The sequence below is a fragment of the Sphingomonas sp. CFBP 13714 genome, assembly GCF_014842205.1.
Lineage (GTDB): Bacteria > Pseudomonadota > Alphaproteobacteria > Sphingomonadales > Sphingomonadaceae > Sphingomonas > Sphingomonas aerolata.
Genome location: NZ_JACYVG010000007.1, coordinates 53,612 through 80,229 on the forward strand (window position 1 = coordinate 53,612; position 26,618 = coordinate 80,229).

Sequence of the window (26,618 nt, forward strand, 5' to 3'; positions counted from 1 at the left end):
CGAACGCAGGACGCCACCTTTTTACGAGGTGCCGAAGATAGCGACCGGGCTCAGCGCCGACGTTTGACCAGAATCGCGCGCTCGCCGGTTATCGACGCCTTGAACCCGCCAAAGCCGGCCTGCCGGATGGTAATTGCGGTACCCGGCCGGGGCTGCAGCGAGAGCGGTTCGATCGTTTCCCAGACCATGCCGTTCGCCAGTTGCAGCGCGAACCGCGCATAGCTCGCCGGCTTTGCCGTGGTGATCGTGGTCTGCACCTCCGTAACGCGTGTGACGCGATCCGCCTCACCGCCGCCGAGCGGGCTCTGACCGGCATCGGCGAGGCCGAATTGCTGGCGTTTGCGCTCAATAACCTTGCCACGGTCGAGCGCAAGCAGGTCGCCTGCCTGGCGCGCGCGCGCAATCTGCCCGGCGGTCGTGTCGAAGCAGGCAAGCCGGGCTGCATCGGCCGTTATGTCCCGGCACGCGGCCAGCGCATCCAATGTCTTCGAAGAGTCTTCTCTGGCCTGCGCGGCGACAGCCGGGGCGATCAGCAGGGCGCCGACGAGCAGCGCTGACAGGGTAACAGAGATGGCCGACAACATTCGCATATGATCGCCTTATGAGCTTTGGCTTGGCAGAACCCGGCCTCGGGTTTCGCCATACGACACTATGTTGCGGTTATGTCACGGTGATGTCGCAAACGAAATGAGAAAAGGTCCGAATCGACGATAATTGTTGCAGCGCAATGGCGTGGTTGGATAGATCGTGACCAGAACCGGAAAAACCGGAGAAAATGCACGGTGCAATCACCGGCGACAAAGGGGTATTTATGACATCTGCTGCTCGCGCCCATTTGCTTGCGACCACGTTGCTGATGGGGGCGACGACGTTCGCCACGCCAGCCTTCGCACAGGTCCAAGGTGACAATTCAGGGATCCGCGCCGGCGGCGCGACCGCGACTCAGTCGACCACGCCGGGCGCCAACGCCCAGGGCGAAGTCGGCATGACGACGTCGGAAGCCGCGCCGAGCACGGAGAACAGCCAGGGTGACATCGTCGTCACCGGCTCGCTGATCAAGAACCCCGCACTGATCGCCTCGTCGCCAGTGACTGTCATCGGCCAGGAGGAAATCAAGCTTCGTCAGTCGAACACCGCCGAAGACATTCTGCGCACGCTGCCGGGTGCAACGCCGAGCATCGGTTCGGCCGTCAACAACGGCAATGGCGGCGCGTCCTATGTCGATCTTCGCGGCCTCGGCTCGTTCCGCAACGTCGTCCTGCTCGACGGCAACCGCATCGCACCCTCGGGTCTGCTCGGTCGCGTCGATCTCAACAACATCCCGCTCGCACTGGTCGAGCGGGTCGACACGCTGACCGGCGGCGCCGCGACCACCTACGGCGCAGACGCAGTGTCGGGCGTCGTCAACTTCATCACGCGGTCGGATTTCTCGGGCATCGACGCCTCGGTCTCGAACCAGATCACCGAGCGTGGCGATGGCGCGTATTTCCGCGGCGACATCACGATCGGCGCCAATTTCGACGATGGCCGCGGTAACGCGGTCTTCTCGGTCGGGTACCAGCAGTCGGATCCCGTCTATCAGGGCGAGCGCGACTATTCGGTGCAGAATTACGACTCGTTCTCGGGCGCGAGCAGCGGCTCGGGCACGACGGTCCCATCGGTCTTCACGCTTGGCGGTCGTCGCCAGATCAACCCGGCCACGGGTTCGCTGACGACGGCGGTCATTCCGTTCAACTTCAACCCGTACAACATCTTCCAGACGCCGTTCGAGCGGTTCAACATGTATGGCGCCGGCCATTACGAAGTGTCGGACAGCGTCGAAATCTATACGCGCGGCCTGTTCTCGAAGAATACTGTCGACACGATCATCGCGCCGTCGGGTGTATTCAACTCGTCGATCGTTGTTCCGTTGTCGAACCCCTACCTGCCGGCCGGTGCGCGGAATCAGTTCTGCGCCGCCGCCAGCATCACGCAGGCGCAGTGCGACCTTGCCGCAGCCGCGACCAGCCCTACCGTCACCGTGGGCGGCGTGACGACGGCAAACCCGAACTTCCGCACGATCACGACAAACCTGTCGCGCCGGACGACCGAGGTCGGGCCGCGCATCTCGAACTTCCAGACGACGATCTTCGATTATCGTGCCGGCGTGAAGGTGGGGCTGACCGAGGGTATCAAGCTCGACGTCTCGGGCGGTTACGGTGAATCGGAGAATACGCAGACGCTGCAGGGCTATGTCCTGACGTCGCGCGTACGGTCCGCGGTCTATGCAACCAATACCACGAGCTGCCTTGGCGGTGCGCCCGGCGGTGCGGCGATCGACGCGGGAACCGGTTGCGTTCCGCTCAACGTCTTCGGTGCCGACGGTTCGATCACCCCCGATATGACCTCGTATATCACGGGTGAGAGCACGACGACCGTTCGTACCTCGCTGGCGCAGGCCCGCGCGGTCCTCAACGGTGATTTCGGCTTTGCTTCACCGTTCGCGAGCGACTCGATCGGTTTCGCGGCCGGTGCGGAGTATCGCAAGTACCGTGCGTCGCAGCGTTCGGATACGCTGGCACAGACCGCTGGCGAACTCGGTGGTGCCGGTGGCGCCGCGCCGAACATCGACGGTGGCTATGAAGTCAGCGAAGGTTTCGGCGAGCTTATCGCGCCGCTCGTCCAGGATCGTCCGTTCTTCCAGAGCCTGACGCTCGAAGCGGGCGTCCGCTACTCGCACTACAAGGTGTTCGCGGCCAACTCGCCCTCGTACAACACGACCACCTACAAGGGCGGCGGCAGCTGGGAGCCTGTCACGGGCCTGAAGGTTCGCGGCAGCTACCAGCGTGCCGTCCGTGCACCGACGATCAGCGAGCTGTTCTCGCCGGTGAATACGGGTCTGACCAACCTGGCGACCGATCGTTGCGCCGGTGCAGCGCCGGTCAACGATGCCAATCTGCGCGCCGTCTGCCTCGCGCAGGGCGCGCCGGCCTCGACCATCGGCCTCATTGCGGTTCCGACTGCGGGTCAGGCGAACATCACGTCCGGCGGTAACCTCGACCTGCGTCCGGAAAAGTCGGACAGCTATACGCTCGGCCTCGTCATCCAGCCGCAGCAGATCATTCCCGGCCTTTCGATCAACGTCGATTACTACAACATCAAGATCAAGGGCGCGATTTCGCAGTTCGCGCCGGGCGATATCATCTCCAGCTGCTTCGACACCATCACCGCGGCGAGCGCCACCAGCCCGGCCTGCCTCGCGATCTCGCGAAACCCGGTCACGGGCGGCCTCGACGGCGATCCGGCAACCACGCGGGGTCTGCTGGCTGCAATCTCGAACCTTGGCACCGTCAAGACCGATGGTATCGATCTCGCGATCAACTATCGCACGCCGCTGACTCAGGGTGTCAAACTGGGCCTGTCGTTCCAGGGCAACTGGTCGAACTCTGCGACCTTCCAGGCCGCACCGGGCCTCATCACCCGTGAGTGCATCGGCTATTATTCGGTCAATTGCGGTGGCGCGGCCAGCGCTGCGGCTGGGGGCTCGGGCTCGATCCAGCCCGAATTCACCTGGAACACTCGTGCGACGTTCACCTTCGTCGACAACATCGACGTTTCGGTGCTGTGGCGTCACATCGATAACGTCCAGCAGGAGCCGGACGATGTCGTCAACGGTAACGGGGCGGCGTTCAGTGGTACGCTCACCGGTGGCGCTCTCGCCGGCCAGTCTGCGGATTTCACGCGGATCCCGTCCTACGACTATATCGACCTGTCGACGCGGATCGGCATTGCCGAGAATTTCGACCTGACCGTCACGGTCCAGAATCTGTTCGACAAGCAGCCGCCGCTCGTCGGGTCGACGGTGGGTTCGACCAGCTTCAACAGCGGCAACACCTATCCGTCGACGTATGACGCACTGGGCCGCCGCTTTGCGATCGGTGCGAACCTGCATTTCTAGGGTCAGGCCATCTCGGTCTTGAATGGGGCGGTTCTTCGGAACCGCCCCTTTTTTTGTTCGGGCTCGACCGCGAAACTATCGGCTGCGCGTGGTGGCGGGACGAGCGCCTAGCCCAGCAGGGGCGCCGGGGGATCAAGCGCGACGCCGGCGGTGCGTGCGACCGCCTCTGCCCAGATGACCACCTTGTCGATCTCGTCGGCGTGGAGTGCCGCGCCGGTCTCGTGCTCGCGTACCCTGTCCGCCGCGCCATAGGTCTTGCCGTCCTTGGCATTGCGCGCAAAGGCAGGGCCGTCGAGCAGCGCCTGCACGGTCGGCGGATCGTCGGGGAGTGCATAGAAGCGTGCCAGGGCCGTCACCGCGGCCAAGGGGTTGGCGAGCAAAGTTTCGCTCTGCAACGTTCTGACGCGGTCCGGAAAGCGGGCGACCAGGCCAGCGAACAGATCGGCCTGCGCGATCCACCCTACCGCTGCTGCCTGCAGATCGGTCAGCCTGAAGATATCCTCGGGCGTGAGGCCCAGATCAACGATGCCGTCGGCGAGCTGCTTGGCCAGAAGCTCGCGCACCCAAAGTCGGCCCCACATGCCCTTTCGTGCGATCGACGTCAGATAGATGCGCAACGGCGCGTAGAGCAGCACGGCGCGGGCCTGTGGCCGCATCGCCAGCATTGCCGGCGCGAGGGCGTTGACGACGTTCGACGGCTTGATCACCACCGCCTCGCCGGGTTCGAAGGCGCGGCCAAGCAGTGTCAGCGTCGCATCAAGGACCTCACCGACGCGCGCGGGATGACCGCCGCGGTGACGCCAGCCGACGAGATCGTTGAGAATTACCGGCTCTTTCAGCGCGGTGGCGAAGCCGGGCATGTCGAGTGCCTGCGCCAGCATCGTCGAACAGCAATAGGCCGAGTGCAAAATGAAATGAACCGGTGCAGCGGGCGGGGCGGCCGCGACGGCGTCGCGTCGTGGCACCACTACTGGCGTGGCCGACGAAGGCAGATACTCGTCGGTGAGGAAGGTCGCCACGCCACGCTGCGCCCGGTCCGCCGCGATGAAATGCACCGCATCATGGTCCGGATCGTAACGATGGGCCAGCCAGCACGGATCGCCGATCTGTGCGCCGACAGACGTGGCGGATTCCCGAGCGGGGGCGGGCGGGCGGGTCGGACGGGTCATGGCATCGGGATCGCATATCATGGTCCCGACCGCTACCAGTCTTGGTACGTCCGAATCGGCCAAAATCTCGTTGCGAAACTGAAAGGACCCGTCATGATGCGTCTCGGCAATGCATTGCGGAGCGGCATGATGATGCGGACGACATGGTATGGATCGGCGGTCCGATCGGGTCTTGCCGGGGTGTTGCTGATCGTGGCGGCGCCGTCCGCGTTCACTCTGGCAGCGGCCGGCGCAACGATGGCGCAGCGCGATGAGGCGCCACCGGCCGCGACGCCGCCGGCCGAGCGTCGGATCTGCAAGCGATCGGCGCCGTCGGGATCGCTGATCGAGACGCGACGCGAATGCCATACGCGCGCAGAATGGGACCAGATCGCGCAGGCGGGACGTGCCGCTGGACAGGATATGGTCGAACGTGCCGCACGTAGCGGTGCGCAATAACGGCGCCGCGGTGATGCGCCAGCAGCCGGGGCCGTCGCTTGAGATGTTGTTGCAAGCCGCCGAAACCGCGCAGCGTGCCGGCGACGGTGCGCGGGCCTGCGCCGTCTTTCACGACGTGCTCGGCATTGCGCCCGAACATCCTGTTGCGCTCAACGCGCTGGGCCTCGACGCGTTGGCGCGGGGCGATAGCATGGCAGTCGGCTATTTCGCGCGCGCGACGACGGCTGACCCTGCCGCGTCGCCGCTGTGGATGAACCTGGCGAGCGCCTATCGCGGGCTCGGCGACAGCGTGGGGGAACAGACCGCGCTCGAACGCGCACTTGCCCTCGACCAGCGCAATCTGATGGCGAACGTCCGGCTGGCCGAACTGCAGGACCGCGTCGGTAACACTGCGGCGGCGGCATTTCGCTGGGGTGGGGTGGCCACGATCGTTCAGTCGCTCCCCGAGCGGTCGCCGGCGTTAAGCCAGCTCCTCGTCCGTGCCTCGGATCGCATCGCGCAGCATACACGTGCGCTGTCCGATGCCATCGATACGGCGCTTGCACCGTTGCGGGAGGATGCGGCCGCGGACGACCGACGTCGCATCGACGTCTGTATCGATGCGATGCTCGGTCGTCGGGCGATCCATGCGCCGGTACCCCATGGGCTGCATTTTCCATTCCTGCCCGCCGACGAATTCTTTCCCCGGCGGCATTTTCCCTGGCTGGCCGCGTTCGAAGCCGCCACGCCGGCGATCCGCGCAGAGCTGGAAAACCTTCTTGCCGATGGGGCATCGGGCTTCGCGCCCTATGTCGCGATGACGCCGGGCACGCCGCCGAACCGGTGGACCCCGCTCGACGGGTCGGATCTGTGGAGCGCCCGATATCTGTGGCGGTATGGCGTGCGCGACGATGCGGTGTGCACGCGGTGCCCGCAAACCGCGGCGATGCTGGAGACGCTGCCGCTGGCGGACATTCCCGGCCGCGGGCCGTCCGCCTTCTTTTCGGTCCTCAAGCCCGGCACGCGGCTGCCGCCGCATACGGGGGTCAGCAATATCCGGTCCGTCGTGCATCTCCCCCTGATCGTTCCCGACCGATGCGGCTTTCGGGTCGGTGGCGAGACCCGAGCGTGGCGCGTCGGTGAGGCGTTCGTGTTTGACGACACGATCGAGCATGAGGCGTGGAACGACAGCGACGAGATTCGCGCCGTCCTGATCGTCGACGTCTGGAACCCGCATCTCACCGCGAGCGAAATCGCGATGATGCGGCGGATGTTCGGGACGCTCGGCGCGCAGCTGGGCATGGCGGGCGACGTGGTGGATTGAGCTTGCCCGCGCGAGGCTGCGGTGGTGAAATACTGGCTGGGAGACGAAACTATGCGGACGACGCTGTCATGGGCAAGCCGGGGGTCGTGGGTCATCGCGCTCGTCGGAGGTATGGTCGGCCTATCGGCCGTCGGGGCGCAAATCGCACCCGTCTCCACTGCATCTGCAGACGATCCCGCGCTGCAGGCGCTCCGGGAAAAGAATGCACGGGTTCAGCTCGCCAATTATCCGCGCGGAGCGCTGCGTCGCGGTGAGCAGGGAACCGTCGGGATCAGCGTCACCGTGGACCGGCAGGGGCGGTTGCGCGAATGTGCGGTTTCGAAGAGCAGCGGCTTTGCGTCGCTCGACGAGGCGACGTGCGACTTCCTGTTCTCGCATGCGCAGATTGCGGCCTATGTCGCACCGGGCGGCGGCGGGCCGACGACCCGGCAGGAGGGGCAAGTCGTGTGGACGCTGCCTGCGGGTGTCCGACCCACGACCGCGTCAGCAACCGCGGGGCCCTTGCCGGAGAAGAAGATCTGTCGTGCGCAGGCGAGGACGGGCTCGCTGGTCGCAAGCCAGCGCATCTGCCTGACCAAGGCGGAGTGGCGACGCCAGTATGAACTGGCGCAGGACGAGACCCGCGAGATGCATACCCGCGCGATGCCGGGCGACTGATCGACACGCCGGCCGCGTCTAGCCGGTATCGACTACGGGACCCTGATACCGGTCGATCGCGGCGAATATGTCGGTCAGCGCGTCGCGTTCGGTTGCGGTCAGTTCGGGACGCCAGATTTCGAACAGCAGGACGATCCGGGTCTGCGTCCCCCGGTTCCACGCCTCGTGCTCGAAAGAATCGTCGAATATCAGCATCCTGCCGTCCCGCCACGGCCGCGTCTCGGCCCCGACGCGCAGCGCGCATCCGTCGGGCGCGATCAGGGGGAGGTGGCAGATCAGCCGCGTGTTGAGCATGCCGTGATGCGGGCGGATATGCGTGCCGGGGGTCAGGCGCGAGAAGATCGCCATCGGCGACCGTCCGGGAATCACAGGGATCGGCGCCAGCGACAGCGCGGCCATCGTGTTCGGGCACATCGTCGCATTGGGCTCGACCGGCACGCCACCACGCCAGAGGTGAAAGGCGCCCCAGCCCGGATCGTCGAGCAGCGGGTTTGCGGGCGGTGGTCGACCGGCCATCGTCTGTACATAGGGTGCAAAGCCCTCTCCGGCCGCGAGCACTGCGTCGAGTTCGGCTCGGATCGCGCCGGTCGCCGCTTCGATCGGGGCGACCCAGTCAAACTCGTCGCGCTCGAAATAGGCACGCTGCGCCAGGCCCGGGAAATAGAACATCGAGGGTTGCTGAAGATAGAGCTCGCTCCGGCCGAGCAGCAGGTCGAGCGCGTGGTGGATCCGGGGACCCGCCGCGCGCGGCATGTCTTTGAGGGCCGCGTCGAGATGCGCCGAGAAACGGCCGGCGACTTCGGTCAGGAACGTCTCGCCCGCCCGAAGCAGGGGGACGAGCGCGGGGGCGATGGTCGCACCTGGCTGGGAGGCAGCCGACAGCGCGGTGCGATAGAAGGACTCCGCCGCACGATCGTCCCGACGACGACGCTTGAGCGCCGCCATCGTCAGCAGTGCGCCGAGATGCCGGGGCTCGGTCCCGAGAAAGCGGACGAGCGCGTCGTCGGCCTCATCGTCGCGCCCGAGCGCCTGCGCCGCCTGCGCGATCAGGAACCAGGGCGCGGGCATTCCCGGCGCACCGTCGCGCAACAGCGACAATTTTTCATAGGCGACAGCGGCGTTGCCGTTGCGCAGCGCGGTCATGCCCTCACGGGCGAGCGAGTCGGCCTGTGGCCGGGTCAGGTGCATGACGCAGGCTAGCCTGGCAATGAATCGGATACAGCTAAAAACGTCCGGATCGGACCCGCCTGTCTTCCATTCCGGGGGTGCCGGTTCAGCGTGTCCAAAGATCGGTGGCGAGCCGGTCGAGATAATTCGCGGCGCTGCTCGCGGCGGTGGGGGTGTGGAGGCTTGCGAGTGCGGCGGGGGCGAGCGCCTTGGCGGCGTCGAGCAGGCCGCGCCATGGGGTCGATGCGCCGGGCCAGCTTGGCACCAGGATTGCGGCGCCGAGTTCGGCCAGGCGTTCGGCCTTGCGCATCTGTTCGTCGAAATAGCGCCATTCGGGCGCGCAGACATAGGGGCGGCCGACGCGCGCGATTTCGTGGACGATGGTATCGCCACTGGAGGCGACGACGACGTCGGCCGCGGCGATGTGCGCGGTGATCGTCCCGACCCAGCCGCGCAGGTGGAGATTGCCGAAATCGGTCTCATGGCCTTCGCGCTGGACGGGGCCGAGCACGAGCCAGTCGGTCTCTGGCAGCGCGCGCGCGGCCATGGTCAGCGGCGCATAGGGCGTGCCCGCGCCACCGCCGCCGGTCAGCACGACGACGATCTCGCGGTCGGGGGAGAGGCCGAGCATCGCCCGCGCCTCCGCCTTGCCCGGCACGACGTCCTGCGCGGTGCACAGCCCGCCCGCATAATGGGTCATGGCGCGGATCCAGTCAGGGGTCTCGGGCTGTTCGAGCGCTTCGTCAAAGGGCGCGAGCAGGCCGACACAGGCGCGATAGCCGGCGAGATGCGCGGCATCGCCGCGGTTGCCGTGCATCCGGATCCCGATCGCGGGGACGCTGGCGATGCGGGCCAGCAGCGCGATCTCGGCGGAGACGTCGACCACGAACAGCGCGGGATCGACCGCATCGAGGTGGTCGAGGATCGTCCGCATCGTCGCGCGGATCGCCGCGTCGCCGATCGGTGCGCGGTGGAGGATGTCGGGGGTGGGCTGCGCGGCGAGGGCCGGCGGGGGGCTGTGGCCGGCCGCGCCCTCGTCGGGCAGGGGCACCAGCATGACGGGACGCGCGAAGCCGTCGAACAAAGCGGGGCGTGCGGTCAAGATCGTGACGGCGCGGCCGGCGGGCAACGCGTCGATGATCGCCATTGCGCGATTGGCATGGCCGCGGCCCTGATGGCCGACATAGAAGGTGATCGGTTGAGGCATTGTCGGGGGATACCCGCTCCGCAGCGTGAAATCCCCTGGGAAATCCCCCGGGAAATCGACAGTGGCCCCGTCGCCGCAAGCCGCCTAGTCTGTGCCGTATGAGCGATGATGACAGGTCCGAACCGACCAAGCTGACGCGGTCGAAGCAGCGCTGGGCAAGCGAGGGCAAGTTCCTGACGGGGGCGACGGACCGCGCGGAGGGCGACCGGTTGCCGCCGGGGCAGCATCTGGTCCGCGACTGGCCGGTGCTCGATCTCGGCCAGCAGCCCGATATCGCGCGCGAGCGGTGGCGGCTGACGATCGACGGGCTGGTCGAGCGGCCGGTGACGCTCGACTGGGCGGGGTTCATGGCGTTGCCGCAGACCGCGGTGCGGTCGGACATTCACTGCGTCACGACCTGGTCGCGCTACGACAATGACTGGTCGGGCGTGGCGACGCGCGACCTGCTCGACCATGTCGGCCCGGGCGATTCGGCGGCGTTCCTGACGCTGCACGGCTATGACGGCTACACCACCAATGTCCCGCTGGCGGATTTCGCTGCGGCGGACGCGCTGCTCGTCCACAGCTGGCAGGGCAAGCCGCTGACGCGCGAGCATGGCGGCCCGGTCCGCCTCGTCATCCCGCATCTCTATTTCTGGAAAAGCGCGAAGTGGATTTCGCGGATCGCGTTTCTGGGCGCGGACAAGCCGGGCTTCTGGGAGGTCAATGGCTATCACCGGCGCGGCGATCCCTGGGCCGAGGAACGCTACAGCGAGGACTAGAGCAGGGTCGCGCACGCCTCCTCGATCGCGGCATAGATCGCGTCGAGGTCGGCCTCGTCGATGCAATAGGGCGGCATGACGTAGACGGTGTTGCCGAGCGGCCGCAGCAACAGGTCGCGTGCCGTGAAGAAGCGCAGCAGTTTCGGGCCGAGATCCGACAGATAGCCGCGATCGCCGACCTGCAGGTCGACCGCGGCGATCGTGCCGATGCGGCGCGGATTGGTCACGCCGGGCAGGCGGGCGATGCGGTCGAGATGCGCCGCCTGTCGTGCACCGAGTGTCGCGATCCGGTCATGCACCGGCTCGTCGCGCCAGATCGCGAGGTTCGCGTTGGCGGCGGCGCAGGCGATCGGGTTGGCGGTGTAACTCGAGGAGTGGAAGAACATGCGCGCGCGATCATCGGACACATGCGCGTCGAAGATCTCCGCGGTCGCCATCGTCACCGCGAGCGGGACCGCGCCGCCGGTCAAGCCCTTGGACAGGCACAGGATGTCGGGCACGACGCCCGCCTGCTCGCAGGCGAGCAGCGTGCCGGTACGGCCCCAGCCGGTCATCACCTCGTCGGCGATGAACAGCACGGCGTGACGGGCGCAGATCGCGCGCATCTCGGCGAGCACGTGCGGCGGATAGATCAGCATGCCGCCCGCGCCGAGCACGAGCGGTTCGACGATGAACGCGGCGGGCGCGGCGCGGCATGCTGCCTCGAGCGCGTCGAGCGTGGCCTGTTCGGCGCCGGGGTGCGGGAAGGGGATGGTGCCGACGTCGAACAGCAACGGCGCATAGGCGCGGTTGTAGACACCGCGTTCACCGACCGACATCGTCCCGATCGTGTCGCCGTGATAGCTGTGTTCGAGCACCAGGATCCGGTCGCGCGGTTCGTCGCGGTTGCGCCAGTAACCGAGCGCCATCTTCAGCGCGACCTCGACCGCGGTCGAACCGGAATCGGAGAAGAAGACGTGGCGCAGCGCCTCGGGCATGACCGCGACGAGGCCACGTGCGAGCGTTTCGGCGGGCTCGTGCGTCCAGCCGGCGAAGATGATCTGGTCCATCCGCCCCGCCTCCTCGGCGATCGCGGCCATGATCCGGGGATGGCGGTGGCCATGCGTCGTCACCCACCAGGACGAGATCGCGTCGACGATCCGCCGCCCGTCGCTGGTATGAAGCGCCGCCCCCTCGGTCCGGACGATGCGGGGGATCGGGTCGCCCAGACCATGCTGGGTGAAGGGATGCCAGATCGGCGACGTCATCGGAAATCCTCGAGCCGGAAACTGGCGGCGAAGGCGGCACTGAGCGCGGCGGCGTCGAGCCGGGGGAGCATCGGCAGCCGGCCGAGATGTCGCACGTCGCCCAGCCGGACGATCGCCGCCTCGCTGTGCGGGACCGCATCGCCGACGAACGCGACGCCGAGGATCGGCACGTCGCGGCGGCGCAGCGCCTCGATCGACAACAGGCTGTGGTTGATCGTGCCGAGCGCGGTGCGCGCGACGATCACGACGGGCAACCGCCACTGTGCGAACAGGTCGGCAAAGACGCGGGTGTCGGTCAGCGGCACCATCACCCCGCCCGCCCCCTCGATCACCAGCGGGCCGGGCAGCGCAGGCGGCACGAGCCGGTCGAGGTCGATCGTCACGCCGTCGATCGTCGCCGCGCGGTCGGGCGAGCAGGGCGTGGTCAGCCGATAGGCCTCGGGCAGGATCCGCTCGCGCGCGAGGCCGGACAGCGCCGCGACGCGCGACGCATCGCTGCCGCCGTCGAGCCCGGCCTGAACGGGTTTCCAATAGCTTGCGTTGAGCGCGCCCGCGAGCGCGGCGGCAAAGACGGTCTTGCCGACATCGGTGTCGGTGCCGGTAACGACGAGGCGGGTCATGACAGGGCCTTTTGCAACGCGTCGCCGAGCCCCGCAATCTGGGGTGCGGTAACGTTGAGCGTGAGCGAGATCCGCAGGCGCGACGTGCCCTTGGGCACGGTCGGCGGGCGGATCCCGCGGACGTCGAACCCGGCCGCTTGGACCGCCGCCGCGACGCGCATCGTCGTCGCATCGTCGCCGAGCACGAGCGGCAGGATCTGCGATCCGGTCGGCACGACGCCGTAGGGCGCGAGCACGGTTTCGGCGGTGGCGATGAGCGCACGCAGGGCGGTGCGGCGGTCGGGTTCGTCGACGAGGATCTGCAGGCTCGCGCGCGCGGCGCTCGCCATCAGCGGCGAGGGTGCGGTCGAGAAGATGAACGCGCGGGCCCGGTTGACGAGGAAGTCGCGGACAATTTCGGGGCCGCAGACCAGCGCGCCCTCGCACCCCATCGCCTTGCCGCAGGTGCGCAGCGTGACGATGTCGGGTCGTCCCTCCAGATGCCCGGCGAGGCCGCGGCCATCGTCGCCGAACACGCCGGTGGCATGCGCCTCGTCGATCAGCACGACGCCGTCATGCGCCTCGGCGAGCGCGACGAGCGCGTCGAGCGGCGCGCGGTCGCCGTCCATGCTGTAGAGGCTTTCGACCGCGATCCAGGGGCGGCCGGTGCCGCCCGCCCGGCGCCACTGCGCGATCGCATCGGCAAAGGCGGTGACGTCGTTATGCGCCGCCGAGACACACGCCGCGCGACCGAGCCGCATCCCCTCATGCGCGCTCGCATGGATCAGCGTGTCGTGGACGACGAGGTCGCCGGTCTGCGGCAGCGTCGCGAACAGCGCGGCGTTGGCGGCATAACCGGTCGAGAAGTACAACGCCGCCTCCGCACCGAAGAACGCCGCCGCCTCGGTTTCGAGCAGGATATGTTCGGGATCATTGCCGCGGAGCAGCCGCGATCCGCCCGAACCGACCGCGACGCCGCGCGCCAGCGCGGCCGCGACGGCCGCGGCGATCCGCCCACTCTGGCCGAGCGCGAGATAATCATTGGATGCGAAATCAACCCCTTGCCGCGCGATCAGCGCGCGGCGGCGCGTTGCCGTGGCAAGTGCGGAGAGGTCGCGATGATGCTGATCGAACGCGGACATCGCGGCAGCCTCTAGCGACAACGCCGCGTCAGCGCGAGCCGATTGGCCGAAACACCGCGTCATAAAGAGGGATCGTTCGGTCGGATCGGGCATTTCTCTCCTATGGTATAGCAGGATCGGCTTGGCTAACCACGATTGCATTCTCCATTCCGGTCGAAGGTACCCTGCCCATGAAGCGCAAGACGCTGACCCAGTTCCTGATCGAACAGCAACGCGAGGCCGGCACGCTGCAGCCGCAGCTGCGCCTGCTGATCGAGGTCGTCGCGCGGTCGTGCAAGGCGATCAGCCATGCGATCGGCAAGGGGGCGCTGGGCGGCGTGCTCGGCAGCCTCGAGAGCGAGAATGTCCAGGGCGAGGTGCAGAAGAAGCTCGACGTGATCGCCAACGAGATGCTGCTCGAGGCGAACGAATGGGGCGGCCACTTGGCGGCAATGGCGTCGGAGGAGATGGAGACGATCCACCTCGTCCCCAACCGCTATCCCAAGGGTGAATATCTGCTGCTGTTCGATCCGATCGACGGGTCGAGCAATATCGACGTCGATCTGTCGGTCGGCACGATCTTTTCGGTGCTGCGCGCCGCCGAGACCGCGTCGGGTGCCGATGTGTCCGAGCAGGATTTCCTCCAGGCGGGGCAGACGCAGGTCGCGGCGGGCTATGCGGTCTATGGTCCGCAGACGATCCTGGTGCTGACGGTCGGCGCGGGGGTGCACGAGTTCACGCTCGACCGCGAGATCGGGTCGTGGGTGATGACCGACACCAACATCCGCATGCCCGGTGGCAAGCGCGAATTCGCGATCAACACGTCGAATGCGCGGCAATGGTCGCCCGAGGTGACGCGGTTCATCGACGAGCGGATCGCGGGCAAGGACGGGCCGATCGGCACCGATTACAACATGCGCTGGACCGGATCGATGGTCGCCGATGCGCACCGCATCCTCAAGCGCGGCGGCGTATTCCTGTACCCGCGCGACGTCCGCCAGCCGGGCAAGGTCGGCAAGCTGCGGCTGATGTACGAGGGCAATCCGATGGCGATGCTGATGGAGCAGGCGGGGGGCGCCGCCACCGACGGCGAGCAGCGCATCCTGTCGATCGAGCCGAGCAGCCTGCACCAGCGGATCGGCCTGATCATGGGCGATCCGGCCGAGGTCGAAGCGATAACCACCGCCTATCGGGAGTAGCGCGCATCGTCACCCGCCGGCGGTCGGGGGTTGGGGCATGACGGACGAGGGCGCGCGTTGAAAAGGGGAGAAATTCGATGGAAGTCACCTCACAAAGACTCGCCGAACAGCGTGACGACCGGACGTCGTGGCGACGCCTGATCGACGATCATGACCGTATCGCCGAACGCTGCGCCGACCTCGTCGCGCTGTTGCAGCGGCGCGGGCATAATTGCGCGGCGGCGTCGCGCAAATTGCTCGAGCTCGCGGTGCTGGTCGCGGACCATCTGGGCGTCGAGGACGAGGTGATCGACCTGACCGCGATCGCGACCGAGGCGGACTATTCGCCCGAGACGGTCGCGGTCATGGCCGCGGAACTCGACGCGTTGCGGCGCGAATGGCGGGTGTTCATCGCGCACTGGCTGCCGACGATCGAGCCTGCGGACTGGTATGAGTTCCGCGGCGAGGCCGAGGCGATGCTCGCGCGGCTGACGCATCAGGTGCAGCGCGAAAGTGCGCTGCTCTATGACGATGCCCTGCGCGCGGGGGTGATCGCGACCGGGCCGGTCGACCTGCAATAATCGCAGCGACAGGGTTCTTAACCCGGCGGCGATACCGAGGGCCATGATGCGCGTCCTGACCCTGTCCACGCTGTTTCCCGATGCGAGCCGGCCCAATTTCGGCGTCTTTGTCGAGCGGCAGACGCTGGGGCTCGCAGCGCATCCGGGGGTCGACCTGCGTGTCGTTGCACCGATCGGCCTGCCGCCCGGACCGCTGCGCCTGATGCCGCGTTTCGCGCCGCTCGCGCAGCTACCGCTTAAGGAGACATGGCGCGGGGTGGGCGTGCAGCGGCCGCGGTTCACGACGATCCCTGCGACCGGGGGGCGGTGGCATGCCGCGGCGCTGACTCGCGCGCTGATCCCGGTGCTCGATGCCTTGCGGCCAGATTTTCCGTTCGATGTCATTGATGCATCGTTCTTCTTTCCCGACGGCGTCGCCGCGGTCGCGCTCGGGCGACGCTATGGCGTGCCCGTGTCGATCAAGGCGCGGGGGGCGGATATTCATCATTGGGGTCGTGCGGCGGGCACGCGGGCGCAGATCCGGCGTGCGGGCTGCGCGGCGGACGGGCTGCTCGCGGTCAGCGCGGCGATGCGGGCGGAGATGATCGCGATGGGGATGCCGGGGGCGCGGATCCGGGTGCATCATACCGGGGTCGACCAGGACCGGTTCCGCCCGATCGACGCGGCGGCGCGTGCGGCCGAGGCGGCGCGGCTCGGCGTGACGGGGCCGCTGGTGCTGTCGGTCGGGGCGCTGATCCCGCGCAAGGGGCATGACGTGGTGATCGACGCGGTCGCGCGCCTGCCGGGTGTTTCGCTGAGGATCGCGGGCGAGGGGGGCGACCGGGGTCGGCTGGAGGCGCTGATCCGGACGCTGGGCGTGGGGGACAGGGTCCGGCTGCTCGGCAGCGTCTTGCATGAGGCGATTCCGCGGCTGGTCGCGACCGCCGACGTGATGGCGCTGGCGTCGGCGTCCGAGGGGCTCGCGAACGCATGGGTCGAGGCGCTCGCCTGCGGGACGCCGATCGTGATCACCGATGCGGGCGGGGCGGGCGAGGTGGTCACGTCGGACGAGGCCGGCCGGATCGTGCCGCGCGACGTCGCGGCGTTCGGTGCGGCGATTGCGGGGATCCTGGCCGCGCCGCCGGCGAGAGAGGCGACGCGGCGTGTCGCGGCGCGCTTTACCTGGGAGGCGAACAGCGCCGCGCTGTTCGCGCATCTGGCGGGGCTGGTCGGGGGCGGGGCCTAGCGCGCCCGACCAACCGCCTGAAAGGCCTCAGCCTTCGAGCGGGTAGAGCGCGGCGGCGATCCAGCGGCCTTCGCCGCGGAGCACGGCCCAGGCGCGCGCGGCGGCGCGGCTGTCCATCGCCTCGATCCCGACGCCCTGCGCCTCGACCGCGCGGCGGAAGGCGGCGGCGGGCTGGCGCAGCTGCGATCCGGTGCCGAGCAGCAGGAATTCGGGCCTGGGCGACAGCGCGAGGACGCTGGCGACATCGTCCGCGGCCAGGGCCTCGAACGGCGGCGGGGTCCAGCCGTCGGCGCGCGACGGGGTGATCAGCAGCGCGGTATAATAGCCGTCGTCGACCCGGAACCCGCCGTGACCGATCGCCGAGATCATCGGTCCGTCGGTCTTTTCCTTGTCCATTCTCACGCGCTTATCCTCACGCGCCGGGCCCGCCGCGCATCAGCGGCCGGCCTTCGGGCCCACGCGCTCGGCGTCGTCGCGATCGCCCTTGCGGCCCTCCGGCTCGGCGCGCAGGCCAAGCGTGATGAGCAGCGACGACGACACGTAGATCGACGAATAGGTGCCGACGACGATGCCGAGGATCATCGCTGCGGTGAAGCCGCGCAGCACATGGCCGCCGAGCACCAGCATCGCGGTCAGCGCGAGCAGGATCGTGACCGAGGTCATGACGGTGCGCGGCAGCGTCTCGTTCACCGACAGATCGATGATCTCGCGCATGTCCATTTTCCGGTAGCGGCGCATATTCTCGCGGATACGGTCGTCGATGACGATCTTGTCGTTGATCGAATAGGACACGATCGTCAGCACCGCGGCGACGATGTTGAGGTCGAACTCGAACTGCGTCAGCGCGAAGAAACCGAGCGTCATCAACAGGTCGTGGACGATCGCGACGACGGTCGAAACGCCGAACTGCCATTCGAAGCGGACCACCGCGAACAGGCCGATGCCGAGGATGGCGAGCCCGACCGCGAGCAGCCCCTTGCTGATCAGCTCGTCCGAGACCTTGCCCGAGATCGTGTCGTATTTCGAGAAGGTCGCGCCGGGGAACTTGACCGCCAGATCGTCGGCAACCTTCTTGACGAGCGCGTTGGTCGCACCCTCGTCGGTGCTTTCGGGGATCGGCAGACGGATCGACAGCACGGTCGGATCGGCGAAGGACTGGATCGAGGCTTCGCCGACGCCGAGACGATCAACCTCGGTACGGACCGCGTCGATCGACGGCGGGGTTGCGAACCGCTCCTCGATCAGGACGCCGCCGACAAAGTCGACGCCCATGTTCAGACCCTTGGCGAAGACCAGCCCGACGGCGGCGAGCGACAGGAGGATGGTCAGCCCGAACGCCCATTTGCGGAGCGAGACGAACTTCAGGTTGGTGTTGTCGGGTACGAGTTTCAGCAGGCGCATGATGATGTCTCCCGCCTCAAATATTGATCGTGGTGGGGCGGTTCTTGCGCAGCCAGAGCGCCACGAGCATCCGCGTGAAGGTCACCGCGGTGAACACGCTGGTGCAGATGCCGATCAGCAGCACGACCGCAAAGCCCTTGACCGGGCCTGAGCCCAGCAGGAGCATGATCACCCCGGTGATCGCATGCGTGACGTTCGCTTCGAAGATCGTCCGCGACGCCTCCTTATAGCCGAGCTCGACCGCCTGGACGATGTTGCGCCCGCGGCGGCGTTCCTCGCGAATACGCTCGTTGATCAGCACGTTGGCGTCGACCGCGGTACCGATCGTCAGCACGAAGCCGGCGATGCCGGGCAGCGTCAGCGTCGCGTTGAGCATCGCCATGACCGCGACGATCACGAGGATGTTGATGACCACCGCGAGGTTCGCATAGAGGCCGAACCGGCCATAGGTCACGAACATGAACACGATCACCGCGAGCGCCGCGACGATGCTGGCGAGCACGCCGGCGCGGATCGAATCCTTGCCGAGATCAGGGCTGACGGTGCTCTCGGCGATGATCTTCAGATTGATCGGCAGCTTGCCCGACCGCAGCGAGATGGCGAGCGAATTGGCTGATTCGACCGTGAAATTGCCCGAGATCGAGGCGCGGCCACCGAGGATCGGCTCGTTGATGTTGGGCGCGGAGATCACCGAATTGTCGAGGATGATCGCGAACGGCTTGTTCGTGTTCTCCTGCGTGACCTTGGCGAAACGTCGGCCACCGACCGCGTCGAAGGTGATCGCCACCTGCGGCGCGTTGGTCTGCGGCTCGAACTCCTGGCGGGCATCGGCGAGCTGATCGCCCGAGATGATCACCGATCGCTTGACTGCGATGAACGGAATGCCCTGCGGATTGCCGGGATAAGGAATGACCTGGCTGCCGACGGGGGCGATGCCCTTGACGAGATCGGCGGGGTTCGCGGTCTCGTCGACCAGCTTGAATTCGAGCTTTGCGGTCTTGCCGAGCAGGTTCTTGAGCGCCTGCGGATTCTGCAGGCCCGGCACCTGGACGACGATACGCGTCGCGCCCTGGCGGACGATCGTCGGCTCCTTGGTGCCGAGTTCGTCGATGCGGCGGCGGACGACTTCGGTCGCGTCCTTCATCGCGGTGTCGATCGCCTGCTGGAGCCCGGCCTCGGTCGGCTTGAGCACGAACCGGCTCGTGTCGACGACGTTGATGTCCCATTCGCGCTGGCCGCTCATCCCGGCGCCACCGCCGGTGATCGAGAGCAGCCGCTCGCGCGCGGCATCGACCTGGCTCGGATCGCGGAGCAGGAAGCTAAGCTGCCCGCCACGCACCGAAATATCGCCGATCGCGATCCGCGGCGTGCCGTTGCGCATCGTGCCCGCGATGCTGTCGCGCATCGCCTCGATCCGCGAATTGGCGAGATCGGCGGTGTCCGCCTCGAGCAGCAGATAGCTGCCGCCCGCCAGATCGAGACCCAGGTTGATCCGCTTATGCGGAATCGCCCCCCACTTGCTGGTCGTCGATTCGGAGAAGAAGCTCGGGATCGCAAGCGCGCAGAGCACGGCCAGCAGGCCGATGATCGACGCGACCTTCCAGCGGGGGAAATCCAACATCAGTCGTTCGCCGGCTTCGTGTTCGGGCTGGTGATGTCGGTGAGCGTCGCCTTGACGACGCGGACGCGCGTGTTGGGCGCGATCTCGACCTCGACGATCGCGTCCTCGACCTTGGTCACCTTGCCGATGATGCCGCCCGCGGTGACGACGCTGTCATTCTTCTTGACCGCCGCGACCGACGCCTGGAGCGCCTTCATCCGCTTTTGCTGCGGACGGATCATCAGGAAATAGAAGACGATGAAGACGAGGAAGAGCGGCGCGAGGCTCAGGAACGAGGCGATGCCGCCCGATGTCGCCGTCTCGCCGGCGGCCTGCGCATATGCTGGGGAAATGAACATGGAGTCCCGTTTTGGCTGGTGGGCAGGCGCCATACGCCCGCGCTCGCATGGGCGATGCCGCTATCACCGGTTGCCGCCCCGCGCAACCAATGTGCGCCGGTGAAGCGTGGCCGGGCCGCGATGAGACGGACGATTATGGGCTTTGCCGCAATCGCGTGCTTGCATCGCGCGCAACATCCGCATAATGCGCGCCCTTCGGTCGGGGCGTAGCGCAGCCTGGTAGCGCATCACACTGGGGGTGTGGGGGTCGCAGGTTCGAATCCTGTCGCCCCGACCAGAAATTTCCGGAGCCGGCCGCCAGAGGCGATGCCGCTCCCGGGCACGAAATATCGTGCCATTCCAGATCCTGGTGTCAGCGTTTGCAGACGGGGCCGGTGCGTGCCGCGACCTGATCCGCGACGATCCGCATCGCGCCCTTGTCGGTGTCGCCGGTCATCGTCATCCGCGCGGTGAAGCCCGTCGCGCCATAGCTGCCCGCGCGGACGATCCGCATCGGCGCCCCCTTTTTCTGCGGACAGGTCATGACATGGTCGATCCGCCTGCCCGAGAACTGCGCGCGTTCGACGGTGCAGCGCGCCTCGGGCTTGGGGACGAACAGCGCGGCGACGCCCGACGAGGCCTGTTCGGGCGGCAGGCATTTGCGCTCGGTCTTCGATTTTCCACGCATCATCCGCAGGATGAACCCCGGCGCCCCCGGAATGACGAGCTCGACCGCGGTCGAGGTGATCGCCCAGGCGCCGGGCGGCAGCGCCTGCGCCGAGGCGGCGGTGGGGAGCAGGAGGAGGGCGGACAGCAGGACGGGATGGCGCATAGGAAGGGCAGTCTGTAGCGCCGGCGGGGTGCTGGCAAGCGGTGTGCGAGGGGTTTCATGGGCGAGATCATCAATTTGCGGCGGGCGCGCAAAGCGCGGGTGCGGCGCGAGGCGGGGGTGGTGGCGGACGCGAACCGGGCGGCGTTCGGGCGGACCAAGGCGGAGCGCGCGCGGGATGCTGAGGAGCGGGCGCGGGGGGAGCGGGTGCTGGATGGGGCGCGGCTTGATGGGGAGGAAAGCTGAGGTTTGGGAGTGGGTTGCCGGGTGCGGGGTTGAGTCGAGGGGTGGGTTTGCTGGGCTCTGGATCCTGACTTTCGTCAGGATGACGGGTGTGGTTGGGGTGTTCGTCTTTTACCATTACCGGCTCCGATATTGCTTTCTGCTAACCTATATGGTTATATGGTGACGGGCGAATCGGGGGGTCGGGGATGGAGATCGGTGGGCTGATCGAGGCGGTGATCGATCGTGAGGGCGGGTACGGCGATCATCCGGCGGATCGCGGGGGGGCGACGCGGTTCGGGATCACGCAGGCGGTGGCGCGGGCGCATGGGTTTGCGGGGGACATGCGGGTGTTTCCGCGGGCGGCGGCGGTCGCAATCTATCGGCAGGCTTACTGGATTGACCCCGGATATGAGGGGGTTGGCCGGCTCGCGCCGGATATTGCGGGCGAATTGTTCGATACCGGGGTGAATATGGGGCCGGCGGTCGCGAGCGGGTTTCTGCAGCGGGCGCTGAACGCGCTCAATCGCGGGGCGAGCGATTATCCCGACCTCGTCGTCGATGGCCGGATCGGGGCGGGGACGCTCGCGGCGCTGGCGGGGTTCCTCAAGCGACGCGGGACGGGGGGCGAGGCGGTGCTGCTGAAGGCGATCGAGGCGCTGCAGGGCGAGCGCTATGTCGCGCTGGCGGAGCGGCGGCCGGCGAACGAGGCGTTTCTCTATGGCTGGCTCGCCAACCGGGCGTGAGGCGGAAAGCGCCACTTTTCCAGGGGGGTGTCATGACGAGAGGCGTTGAGGAGGGGGCGGAGCTGCCCGCCGATCCGTGGGTGACGCGGGCGCGGCCGGGGTTCCTGTACGTGATGTACGCGTTGCTGCTGGGGGCGATCCCGGTGGGGCTGCTCGCGGCGGTGCGGCCGGCGGCGGCGCAGGCGATCGCGGCGGGCGTGGGGGCGTATCTGGGGGCGATCCCCGAGCCGCTCTATGCGCTCTTCGGGACGGGGTATCTGGGGTATACCGCGGCGCGTGAGTGGGGGAAGCGGCGGTGAGCGGGGCTGGTATCGGAGCGGCGCGCGTGGCGTTCGAGGCTCTGGGTCCTGACTTTCGTCAGGATGACGAAAAGGGGGAAGGTAACCGGGAAGCCGACAGGGAAGTCGAGCGGGAGGGTGAGGGGGTGGTGCAGGGGGTCGGTGCAGCGGACCGTTGCGTGGTCGAAAGCGCACCCTACATCGCGGTCATGAGTGCAAATGATCCCCACGCCATGCCGGTCTGGCACGGCACCACCATCCTTTCGGTCCGGCGCGGCGGCAAGGTCGTCGTGATCGGCGACGGCCAGGTCTCGATGGGCCAGACGGTCATGAAACCCAATGCGCGCAAGGTACGGCGGCTCGGCGACGGGTCGGTGATCGGCGGGTTCGCCGGCGCGACCGCGGACGCCTTCACGCTGTTCGAACGGCTCGAACGCAAGCTGGAACAGCATCAGGGGCAGTTGCTCCGCGCTGCGGTCGAACTCGCCAAGGACTGGCGGACCGACAAGTTCCTGCGCAACCTCGAGGCGATGATGATCGTCGCGGACAAGGACGTGACGCTGATCCTGACGGGCAATGGCGATGTGCTCGAGCCCGAGAACGGCGTCGCGGCGATCGGATCGGGCGGCAATTACGCGCTCGCCGCGGCGCGCGCGCTCGTCGAGTATGAGAGCGATGCCGAGGTGCTGTGCCGCAAGGCGATGGGAATCGCGTCCGAGCTCTGTGTGTACACCAATGACCGGCTGACCGTGGAGTCGATGGACTCGACCAGCTGAAGACCCGGAAGCCCCTCTCCTTCAGGGGAGGGGTTGGGGTGGGGGGCTTCATCAAGCGCTCCGCCCGCGGATAGTCCCCACCCCCAACCCCTCCCCTGAAGGGGAGGGGCGAAGAAGAGTGATCATGAACGACCAGCTTACCCCCAAGGCAATCGTCGCCGCGCTCGATGCGCATATCATCGGCCAGGCCGCCGCCAAGCGCGCGGTCGCGGTGGCGATGCGCAACCGGTGGCGGCGCCAGCAGCTCAGCGAGGATCTGCGCGACGAGGTGACGCCGAAGAACATCCTGATGATCGGGCCGACCGGCTGCGGCAAGACCGAGATCAGCCGGCGTCTGGCCAAGCTCGCCGATGCGCCGTTCGTCAAGGTCGAGGCGACCAAGTTCACCGAGGTCGGCTATGTCGGCCGCGACGTCGAGCAGATCGCGCGCGACCTGGTCGAGGAGGCAATCCGGCTGGAGAAGGAACGCCGGCGGATCGCGGTGAAGGACAAGGCGGAGGAGGCGGCGATGGGCCGGCTGCTCGACGCGCTGGTCGGCAAGGATTCGAGCACCGCGACGCGCGAGAGCTTCAAGCAGCGGTTCCTCGACGGGCATCTGAACGCGGCCGAGGTCGAGATCGAGGTCGAGCAGACGCCGACGACGCCGTTCGAGATCCCCGGTGGTGCGCCGCAGATGATCAATATCGGCGAGATGATGAAGTCGCTGGGCGGCGGGCAGCAATTGAAGCGCCGCAAGCTGACGGTGACCGCGGCGTGGGACAAGCTGGTCGAGGAAGAGGCGGACAAGCGGCTCGACCAGGACGAGGTGAGTCGCGTCGCGCTGGCGGATGCCGAGGCGAACGGGATCGTGTTCCTCGACGAGATCGACAAGATCGCGGTGTCGGACGGGCGCGGCGGGTCGGTGAGCCGCGAGGGCGTGCAGCGCGACCTGTTGCCGCTGATCGAGGGGACGACGGTCGCGACCAAATACGGGCCGATGAAGACCGACCATATCCTGTTCATCGCGAGCGGGGCGTTCCATGTGGCCAAGCCGAGCGACCTGCTGCCCGAGTTGCAGGGGCGTCTGCCGATCCGGGTCGAGCTGAAGGGCCTGACCGAGGGGGATTTCGTCGCGATCCTGTCGGACACCAAGGCGTCGCTGCCGCTGCAGTACAAGGCGCTGATCGCCACGGAAGGCGTCGAGATCCGCTTCACCGAGGACGGCATCGCCGCGGTCGCACGGATCGCCGCGGAGGTGAATGCCGAGGTCGAGAATATCGGTGCGCGGCGGTTGCAGACGGTGATGGAGAAGCTGCTCGAGGACGTCAGCTACAATGCCGAGGATCGCGGCGGGTCGAGCGTGGTGATCGACGGGGCGTATGTCGACAGCCAGCTGAAGGAGATTGCGCGGAATACGGATCTCAGCCGGTTCGTGCTTTAGTCTGGGGGTGAGCGTGGGGGTGAGGTACGCGCCCCCGGCCCGTTCGTGCTGAGCGTAGTCGAAGCACTTGGGGCCGGCCCTTCGACTTCGCTCAGGGCGAACGGGTGGGGGTGCCGGCCCTTCGACTTCGCTCAGGGCGAACGGGCGGGGGCGCAGGCCCTTCGACTTCGCTCAGGGCGAACGGGTGGGGGGCCGGCCCTTCGACTTCGCTCAGGGTGAACGGGTGGGGGGCCGGCCCTTCGACTTCGCTCGGGGCGAGCGGGTGGGGGGGCGGGCGCTACTCTCTTACGTCATCCTGGGCTTGACCCAGGATCCAGGGTTACGGGCGGGGTCGCTTTTGGCTCTGGGTCCTGACTTTCGTCAGGATGACGCGGGGGGGTGAGGTGGCGCGCGCACCACGGTCGTCAGCTTGGGGGAGGCGTGGTCCGTCGCTTGGCGGGCGCTACAGCACCACCGTCTGCGGGCGGGCGGCCTTTAGCGCGGCGAGGACCATGGTTTCCCAGATGGCGGGGTCGCCGGCGGCGGCCATGGTCTGGTCGGGTTCGCGCAAGGTGCGCAGGACCGCGAGCGCGTCGGGGAGATAGTCGGTCCAGGCGTCGTCGATCAGGCGCGACGCGGAGGCGGCGTCGCCGCCGGCATTGGCGCTGATCCGCTGGCCCGCCAGGACGCGGGCGATGCGTTCGGCGATCGGGGTATTCGAGACGTCCATCAGTCTTCTCCTCGCAGGTCTGCCTATAGCAAACCCGCGAGGCAAAGACATGGGGCCTTAGCGTGCCGAGCTGGGGCCGGCGCCGCGGCCCTGGCCGCCGGGGCGACCGCCGCCGGCGGGGCGACCACCGCCCTGGCCGCCGGGACGACCGCCGCCCTGGGGACGACCGCCGCCGCCACCCTGGCCACCGCCCTGACCGCCACGGCTCGCGCCCGCATAGTTGCGGCCGGTGGTGCCGGTCGCGCGGGGCGCGTGGGTGGCGCGGGGACGTGCGGGATCGCGCGGACGGTCGATCCGGACCTCGGGATCGGCGCCCATCGTCTTGACGCGCGTCTGCTTGATCTGGTTCGACAGGTTGACGAAATCGTCGGGCAGCGGGCGGACCGTCACCTTCTGGCGGGTGATCCGCTCGATGTCGCGCAGATAGGCCTTCTCGTCATCCGCGCAGAACGCGACGGCGATGCCGCTGGCGCCCGCACGTGCGGTGCGGCCGATGCGGTGGACATATTGCTCGGCGACGTTGGGCAGCTCGAAGTTGATGACGTGGCTGACGCCCGAGACGTCGATGCCGCGTGCGGCGATGTCGGTCGCGATCAGGACCTTGACCTTGCCCTGCTTGAATTCGCCGAGCGCGCGCTCGCGCTGGCCCTGGCTCTTGTTGCCGTGGATCGCGTTCGAGGCGATGCCGTTGCCCGCGAGCAGCTTCACGACGCGGTCGGCGCCGTGCTTGGTGCGCGTGAAGACGAGCGCACGGTCGATCGCGGGATCGCCCAGCGTGATCGTCAGCAGCGCCTGCTTTTCCGACTGGTTGCAGAAGGTGACATACTGGTCGACGCGCTCCGCGGTGGTCGCGGCGGGCTTGACCGAGACGGTCTTTGGATCGAGCAGGAACTGCGACGCGAGATCGCGGATAGCGGTCGGCATCGTCGCCGAGAAGAACAGCGTCTGGCGCTTCTTCGGCAGCATGCGGACGATCTTCTTCAGCGCGTGGATGAAGCCGAGGTCCATCATCTGGTCGGCTTCGTCGAGCACGAGGATCTCGATCATCGACAGGTTGCAGAAGCCCTGCTCGATCAGGTCGATCAGGCGGCCCGGCGTGGCGACGAGGATGTCGACGCCGCGGCTGAGATCCTGGCGGTTCTTGTTGATGCTGGTGCCGCCGAACACGGTGGTCACCGACATCTTGCTGAACTGGCCGTAAGCGCGCGCGCTGTCGGCGATCTGGCTGGCGAGTTCGCGGGTCGGCGCGAGGACGAGCATGCGGCAATGCGTCGGCAGGACGCGCTTCTGCGTCTCGGTCAGGCGCTGAATCGAGGGCAGCACAAACGCGGCGGTCTTGCCGGTGCCGGTCTGCGCGATGCCGAGCAGATCGCCGCCCTCGAGCAGGATCGGGATCGACTGGGCCTGGATCGGCGTCGGCTCGGTATAGCCCTTGGCTTCGAGCGCGCGGACGAGGGGCTCGGCGAGGCCGAGGTTGGAAAAGGACATGAAAAGTCTCTCAAATGTGCCGGGCTCGCGAATCCACAGGAGGACGCGCGAGGGGCGTGGTGTTTTGACACCCCGCGTGAAAAGGGAAGCCCGTTAGAAACGACCGAGACGGAGCCTGGACCTTGTTCAGGTCCGATCACGCTGCATGACACCTCGATGGCGGTCAGATGCGCGCGACCGGTCGAAAAGTCAAGAGTGGCCGGGTCGGGGCGGCTCTGGCC

26 protein-coding genes, 1 tRNA gene and 1 pseudogene are annotated in these 26,618 nt (G+C 67.5%); 14 read left to right on the top strand and 14 right to left on the bottom strand.

What is annotated here, in order from left to right:
* Positions 1-50: 50 nt before the first annotated feature.
* Complete coding sequence (locus tag IFT54_RS15795) at positions 51-584, bottom strand: hypothetical protein (protein ID WP_192071334.1); 534 nt, start codon at positions 582-584, stop codon at positions 51-53.
* A gap of 227 nt (positions 585-811) precedes the next feature.
* On the opposite strand from IFT54_RS15795, the gene IFT54_RS15800 reads away from it, so the two are divergent.
* Positions 812-3,937 (top strand): TonB-dependent receptor domain-containing protein, encoded by a 3,126-nt coding sequence (locus IFT54_RS15800; protein WP_192071335.1) that lies wholly within the window; start codon positions 812-814, stop codon positions 3,935-3,937.
* Between the two features lie 107 nt (positions 3,938-4,044).
* Here the strand turns inward: IFT54_RS15800 and IFT54_RS15805 are convergent, their stop codons facing one another.
* Entirely contained in the window at positions 4,045-5,106 is a 1,062-nt protein-coding gene (locus tag IFT54_RS15805) for a hypothetical protein (protein ID WP_244649112.1), read from the bottom strand.
* A 93-nt stretch (positions 5,107-5,199) separates the two neighbouring features.
* On the opposite strand from IFT54_RS15805, the gene IFT54_RS15810 reads away from it, so the two are divergent.
* The 3 genes from IFT54_RS15810 (at position 5,200) to IFT54_RS15820 (ending at position 7,504) form a co-directional block, all read left to right on the top strand.
* A complete protein-coding gene (locus tag IFT54_RS15810) occupies positions 5,200-5,544 on the top strand; it encodes a hypothetical protein (RefSeq protein WP_192071336.1) in 345 nt (114 codons plus the stop codon).
* A complete protein-coding gene (locus IFT54_RS15815; RefSeq protein ID WP_342354848.1) occupies positions 5,534-6,847 on the top strand; it encodes an aspartyl/asparaginyl beta-hydroxylase domain-containing protein in 1,314 nt (437 codons plus the stop codon). The genes IFT54_RS15810 and IFT54_RS15815 overlap by 11 nt, the downstream gene beginning before the upstream one ends.
* 111 nt (positions 6,848-6,958) lie before the next feature.
* Positions 6,959-7,504, top strand: a complete 546-nt coding sequence (locus IFT54_RS15820) for an energy transducer TonB (RefSeq protein ID WP_031393775.1) — start codon at positions 6,959-6,961, stop codon at positions 7,502-7,504.
* Positions 7,505-7,522: 18 nt separating this feature from the next.
* Here IFT54_RS15820 and IFT54_RS15825 read toward each other — a convergent pair whose 3' ends face one another.
* Positions 7,523-8,692 carry an aspartyl/asparaginyl beta-hydroxylase domain-containing protein gene (locus IFT54_RS15825; protein WP_244649114.1) on the bottom strand — a complete coding sequence of 390 codons (1,170 nt, stop codon included), beginning with the start codon at positions 8,690-8,692 and terminating at the stop codon, positions 7,523-7,525.
* A gap of 85 nt (positions 8,693-8,777) precedes the next feature.
* On the bottom strand, positions 8,778-9,878 hold the full coding sequence (locus IFT54_RS15830; protein ID WP_192071337.1) for a glycosyl transferase: 1,101 nt from the start codon (positions 9,876-9,878) through the stop codon (positions 8,778-8,780).
* 98 nt (positions 9,879-9,976) lie between these two features.
* On the opposite strand from IFT54_RS15830, the gene IFT54_RS15835 reads away from it, so the two are divergent.
* Positions 9,977-10,639, top strand: a complete 663-nt coding sequence (locus tag IFT54_RS15835; RefSeq protein WP_192071338.1) for a sulfite oxidase-like oxidoreductase — start codon at positions 9,977-9,979, stop codon at positions 10,637-10,639.
* On the opposite strand, the gene IFT54_RS15840 is transcribed toward IFT54_RS15835, so the two are convergent.
* Genes IFT54_RS15840 through IFT54_RS15850 form a run of 3 tightly spaced genes read right to left on the bottom strand, consistent with a single transcriptional unit; the run spans position 10,636 to position 13,627 of the window.
* Positions 10,636-11,886: an adenosylmethionine--8-amino-7-oxononanoate transaminase gene (locus IFT54_RS15840; RefSeq protein WP_192071339.1), complete on the bottom strand. Its 1,251-nt coding sequence runs from the start codon at positions 11,884-11,886 to the stop codon at positions 10,636-10,638. The two genes, IFT54_RS15835 and IFT54_RS15840, sit on opposite strands and share 4 nt — an antisense overlap.
* Positions 11,883-12,506 (bottom strand): dethiobiotin synthase, encoded by a 624-nt coding sequence (gene bioD / locus IFT54_RS15845; RefSeq protein ID WP_192071340.1) that lies wholly within the window; start codon positions 12,504-12,506, stop codon positions 11,883-11,885. The genes IFT54_RS15840 and bioD overlap by 4 nt, the downstream gene beginning before the upstream one ends.
* Positions 12,503-13,627, bottom strand: coding sequence for an 8-amino-7-oxononanoate synthase (locus tag IFT54_RS15850; protein WP_192071341.1), 1,125 nt, complete (start codon positions 13,625-13,627; stop codon positions 12,503-12,505). The genes bioD and IFT54_RS15850 overlap by 4 nt, the downstream gene beginning before the upstream one ends.
* Before the next feature lie 170 nt (positions 13,628-13,797).
* On the opposite strand from IFT54_RS15850, the gene IFT54_RS15855 reads away from it, so the two are divergent.
* From IFT54_RS15855 to IFT54_RS15865, 3 genes are all read left to right on the top strand, one after another.
* On the top strand, positions 13,798-14,805 hold the full coding sequence (locus IFT54_RS15855) for a class 1 fructose-bisphosphatase (protein ID WP_031395046.1): 1,008 nt from the start codon (positions 13,798-13,800) through the stop codon (positions 14,803-14,805).
* A gap of 77 nt (positions 14,806-14,882) precedes the next feature.
* On the top strand, positions 14,883-15,365 hold the full coding sequence (locus tag IFT54_RS15860) for a hemerythrin domain-containing protein (RefSeq protein WP_056409029.1): 483 nt from the start codon (positions 14,883-14,885) through the stop codon (positions 15,363-15,365).
* 43 nt (positions 15,366-15,408) lie between these two features.
* On the top strand, positions 15,409-16,590 hold the full coding sequence (locus IFT54_RS15865) for a glycosyltransferase (RefSeq protein ID WP_192071342.1): 1,182 nt from the start codon (positions 15,409-15,411) through the stop codon (positions 16,588-16,590).
* Between the two features lie 27 nt (positions 16,591-16,617).
* Here IFT54_RS15865 and IFT54_RS15870 read toward each other — a convergent pair whose 3' ends face one another.
* Genes IFT54_RS15870 through yajC form a run of 4 tightly spaced genes read right to left on the bottom strand, consistent with a single transcriptional unit; the run spans position 16,618 to position 19,950 of the window.
* Positions 16,618-16,986 (bottom strand): Mth938-like domain-containing protein, encoded by a 369-nt coding sequence (locus IFT54_RS15870; RefSeq protein WP_192071434.1) that lies wholly within the window; start codon positions 16,984-16,986, stop codon positions 16,618-16,620.
* 39 nt (positions 16,987-17,025) lie between these two features.
* Positions 17,026-17,991 carry a protein translocase subunit SecF gene (gene secF / locus IFT54_RS15875; RefSeq protein WP_031441217.1) on the bottom strand — a complete coding sequence of 322 codons (966 nt, stop codon included), beginning with the start codon at positions 17,989-17,991 and terminating at the stop codon, positions 17,026-17,028.
* Positions 17,992-18,007: 16 nt separating this feature from the next.
* Positions 18,008-19,612 carry a protein translocase subunit SecD gene (gene secD / locus IFT54_RS15880; protein WP_056409036.1) on the bottom strand — a complete coding sequence of 535 codons (1,605 nt, stop codon included), beginning with the start codon at positions 19,610-19,612 and terminating at the stop codon, positions 18,008-18,010.
* Positions 19,612-19,950 carry a preprotein translocase subunit YajC gene (gene yajC / locus IFT54_RS15885; RefSeq protein WP_037532337.1) on the bottom strand — a complete coding sequence of 113 codons (339 nt, stop codon included), beginning with the start codon at positions 19,948-19,950 and terminating at the stop codon, positions 19,612-19,614. The genes secD and yajC overlap by 1 nt, the downstream gene beginning before the upstream one ends.
* Before the next feature lie 200 nt (positions 19,951-20,150).
* Here yajC and IFT54_RS15890 point away from each other — a divergent pair.
* Positions 20,151-20,227, top strand: a tRNA-Pro gene (locus tag IFT54_RS15890).
* Positions 20,228-20,302: 75 nt separating this feature from the next.
* Here the strand turns inward: IFT54_RS15890 and IFT54_RS15895 are convergent.
* Positions 20,303-20,761 carry a DUF3617 domain-containing protein gene (locus IFT54_RS15895; RefSeq protein WP_192071343.1) on the bottom strand — a complete coding sequence of 153 codons (459 nt, stop codon included), beginning with the start codon at positions 20,759-20,761 and terminating at the stop codon, positions 20,303-20,305.
* A 57-nt stretch (positions 20,762-20,818) separates the two neighbouring features.
* Between IFT54_RS15895 and IFT54_RS15900 the strand changes: the two genes are divergently transcribed.
* The 5 genes and pseudogenes from IFT54_RS15900 to hslU all read left to right on the top strand — a co-directional run bounded on the left by IFT54_RS15900 (position 20,819) and on the right by hslU (position 24,200).
* The gene (locus IFT54_RS15900; RefSeq protein WP_056409275.1) at positions 20,819-21,004 is read left to right on the top strand and encodes a DUF4169 family protein; all 186 of its coding nucleotides are present in this window, start codon (positions 20,819-20,821) and stop codon (positions 21,002-21,004) included.
* 185 nt (positions 21,005-21,189) lie between these two features.
* Positions 21,190-21,726 carry a glycoside hydrolase family 108 protein gene (locus IFT54_RS15905; protein WP_192071344.1) on the top strand — a complete coding sequence of 179 codons (537 nt, stop codon included), beginning with the start codon at positions 21,190-21,192 and terminating at the stop codon, positions 21,724-21,726.
* Positions 21,727-21,797: 71 nt separating this feature from the next.
* Positions 21,798-22,025, top strand: a pseudogene (locus IFT54_RS15910) (3TM-type holin); the annotation flags it as partial.
* A gap of 212 nt (positions 22,026-22,237) precedes the next feature.
* Positions 22,238-22,780, top strand: a complete 543-nt coding sequence (gene hslV, locus IFT54_RS15915; RefSeq protein WP_081874259.1) for an ATP-dependent protease subunit HslV — start codon at positions 22,238-22,240, stop codon at positions 22,778-22,780.
* 124 nt (positions 22,781-22,904) lie between these two features.
* Positions 22,905-24,200 (top strand): ATP-dependent protease ATPase subunit HslU, encoded by a 1,296-nt coding sequence (gene hslU, locus IFT54_RS15920; RefSeq protein ID WP_031393589.1) that lies wholly within the window; start codon positions 22,905-22,907, stop codon positions 24,198-24,200.
* A gap of 442 nt (positions 24,201-24,642) precedes the next feature.
* Here the strand turns inward: hslU and IFT54_RS15925 are convergent, their stop codons facing one another.
* Together IFT54_RS15925 and IFT54_RS15930 are read right to left on the bottom strand one after the other, a co-directional pair.
* Positions 24,643-24,909 carry a hypothetical protein gene (locus IFT54_RS15925; RefSeq protein WP_037530941.1) on the bottom strand — a complete coding sequence of 89 codons (267 nt, stop codon included), beginning with the start codon at positions 24,907-24,909 and terminating at the stop codon, positions 24,643-24,645.
* A gap of 57 nt (positions 24,910-24,966) precedes the next feature.
* Complete coding sequence (locus IFT54_RS15930) at positions 24,967-26,397, bottom strand: DEAD/DEAH box helicase (RefSeq protein ID WP_166746984.1); 1,431 nt, start codon at positions 26,395-26,397, stop codon at positions 24,967-24,969.
* Between the last annotated feature and the right edge of the window lie 221 nt (positions 26,398-26,618).

What these genes read in the sequence shown, in the direction of transcription:
- IFT54_RS15795 (WP_192071334.1), bottom strand. Translation starts at nt 584, where the DNA reads ATGTTGTCGGCCATCTCTGTTACCCTGTCAGCGCTGCTCGTCGGCGCC.
- IFT54_RS15800 (WP_192071335.1), top strand. Translation starts at nt 812, where the DNA reads ATGACATCTGCTGCTCGCGCCCATTTGCTTGCGACCACGTTGCTGATG.
- IFT54_RS15805 (WP_244649112.1), bottom strand. Translation starts at nt 5,106, where the DNA reads ATGACCCGTCCGACCCGCCCGCCCGCCCCCGCTCGGGAATCCGCCACG.
- IFT54_RS15810 (WP_192071336.1), top strand. Translation starts at nt 5,200, where the DNA reads ATGATGCGTCTCGGCAATGCATTGCGGAGCGGCATGATGATGCGGACG.
- IFT54_RS15820 (WP_031393775.1), top strand. Translation starts at nt 6,959, where the DNA reads ATGGTCGGCCTATCGGCCGTCGGGGCGCAAATCGCACCCGTCTCCACT.
- IFT54_RS15825 (WP_244649114.1), bottom strand. Translation starts at nt 8,692, where the DNA reads ATGCACCTGACCCGGCCACAGGCCGACTCGCTCGCCCGTGAGGGCATG.
- IFT54_RS15830 (WP_192071337.1), bottom strand. Translation starts at nt 9,878, where the DNA reads ATGCCTCAACCGATCACCTTCTATGTCGGCCATCAGGGCCGCGGCCAT.
- IFT54_RS15835 (WP_192071338.1), top strand. Translation starts at nt 9,977, where the DNA reads ATGAGCGATGATGACAGGTCCGAACCGACCAAGCTGACGCGGTCGAAG.
- IFT54_RS15840 (WP_192071339.1), bottom strand. Translation starts at nt 11,886, where the DNA reads ATGACGTCGCCGATCTGGCATCCCTTCACCCAGCATGGTCTGGGCGAC.
- bioD (WP_192071340.1), bottom strand. Translation starts at nt 12,506, where the DNA reads ATGACCCGCCTCGTCGTTACCGGCACCGACACCGATGTCGGCAAGACC.
- IFT54_RS15850 (WP_192071341.1), bottom strand. Translation starts at nt 13,627, where the DNA reads ATGTCCGCGTTCGATCAGCATCATCGCGACCTCTCCGCACTTGCCACG.
- IFT54_RS15855 (WP_031395046.1), top strand. Translation starts at nt 13,798, where the DNA reads ATGAAGCGCAAGACGCTGACCCAGTTCCTGATCGAACAGCAACGCGAG.
- IFT54_RS15860 (WP_056409029.1), top strand. Translation starts at nt 14,883, where the DNA reads ATGGAAGTCACCTCACAAAGACTCGCCGAACAGCGTGACGACCGGACG.
- IFT54_RS15865 (WP_192071342.1), top strand. Translation starts at nt 15,409, where the DNA reads ATGATGCGCGTCCTGACCCTGTCCACGCTGTTTCCCGATGCGAGCCGG.
- IFT54_RS15870 (WP_192071434.1), bottom strand. Translation starts at nt 16,986, where the DNA reads ATGGACAAGGAAAAGACCGACGGACCGATGATCTCGGCGATCGGTCAC.
- secF (WP_031441217.1), bottom strand. Translation starts at nt 17,991, where the DNA reads ATGCGCCTGCTGAAACTCGTACCCGACAACACCAACCTGAAGTTCGTC.
- secD (WP_056409036.1), bottom strand. Translation starts at nt 19,612, where the DNA reads ATGTTGGATTTCCCCCGCTGGAAGGTCGCGTCGATCATCGGCCTGCTG.
- yajC (WP_037532337.1), bottom strand. Translation starts at nt 19,950, where the DNA reads ATGTTCATTTCCCCAGCATATGCGCAGGCCGCCGGCGAGACGGCGACA.
- IFT54_RS15895 (WP_192071343.1), bottom strand. Translation starts at nt 20,761, where the DNA reads ATGCGCCATCCCGTCCTGCTGTCCGCCCTCCTCCTGCTCCCCACCGCC.
- IFT54_RS15900 (WP_056409275.1), top strand. Translation starts at nt 20,819, where the DNA reads ATGGGCGAGATCATCAATTTGCGGCGGGCGCGCAAAGCGCGGGTGCGG.
- IFT54_RS15905 (WP_192071344.1), top strand. Translation starts at nt 21,190, where the DNA reads ATGGAGATCGGTGGGCTGATCGAGGCGGTGATCGATCGTGAGGGCGGG.
- hslV (WP_081874259.1), top strand. Translation starts at nt 22,238, where the DNA reads ATGCCGGTCTGGCACGGCACCACCATCCTTTCGGTCCGGCGCGGCGGC.
- hslU (WP_031393589.1), top strand. Translation starts at nt 22,905, where the DNA reads ATGAACGACCAGCTTACCCCCAAGGCAATCGTCGCCGCGCTCGATGCG.
- IFT54_RS15925 (WP_037530941.1), bottom strand. Translation starts at nt 24,909, where the DNA reads ATGGACGTCTCGAATACCCCGATCGCCGAACGCATCGCCCGCGTCCTG.
- IFT54_RS15930 (WP_166746984.1), bottom strand. Translation starts at nt 26,397, where the DNA reads ATGTCCTTTTCCAACCTCGGCCTCGCCGAGCCCCTCGTCCGCGCGCTC.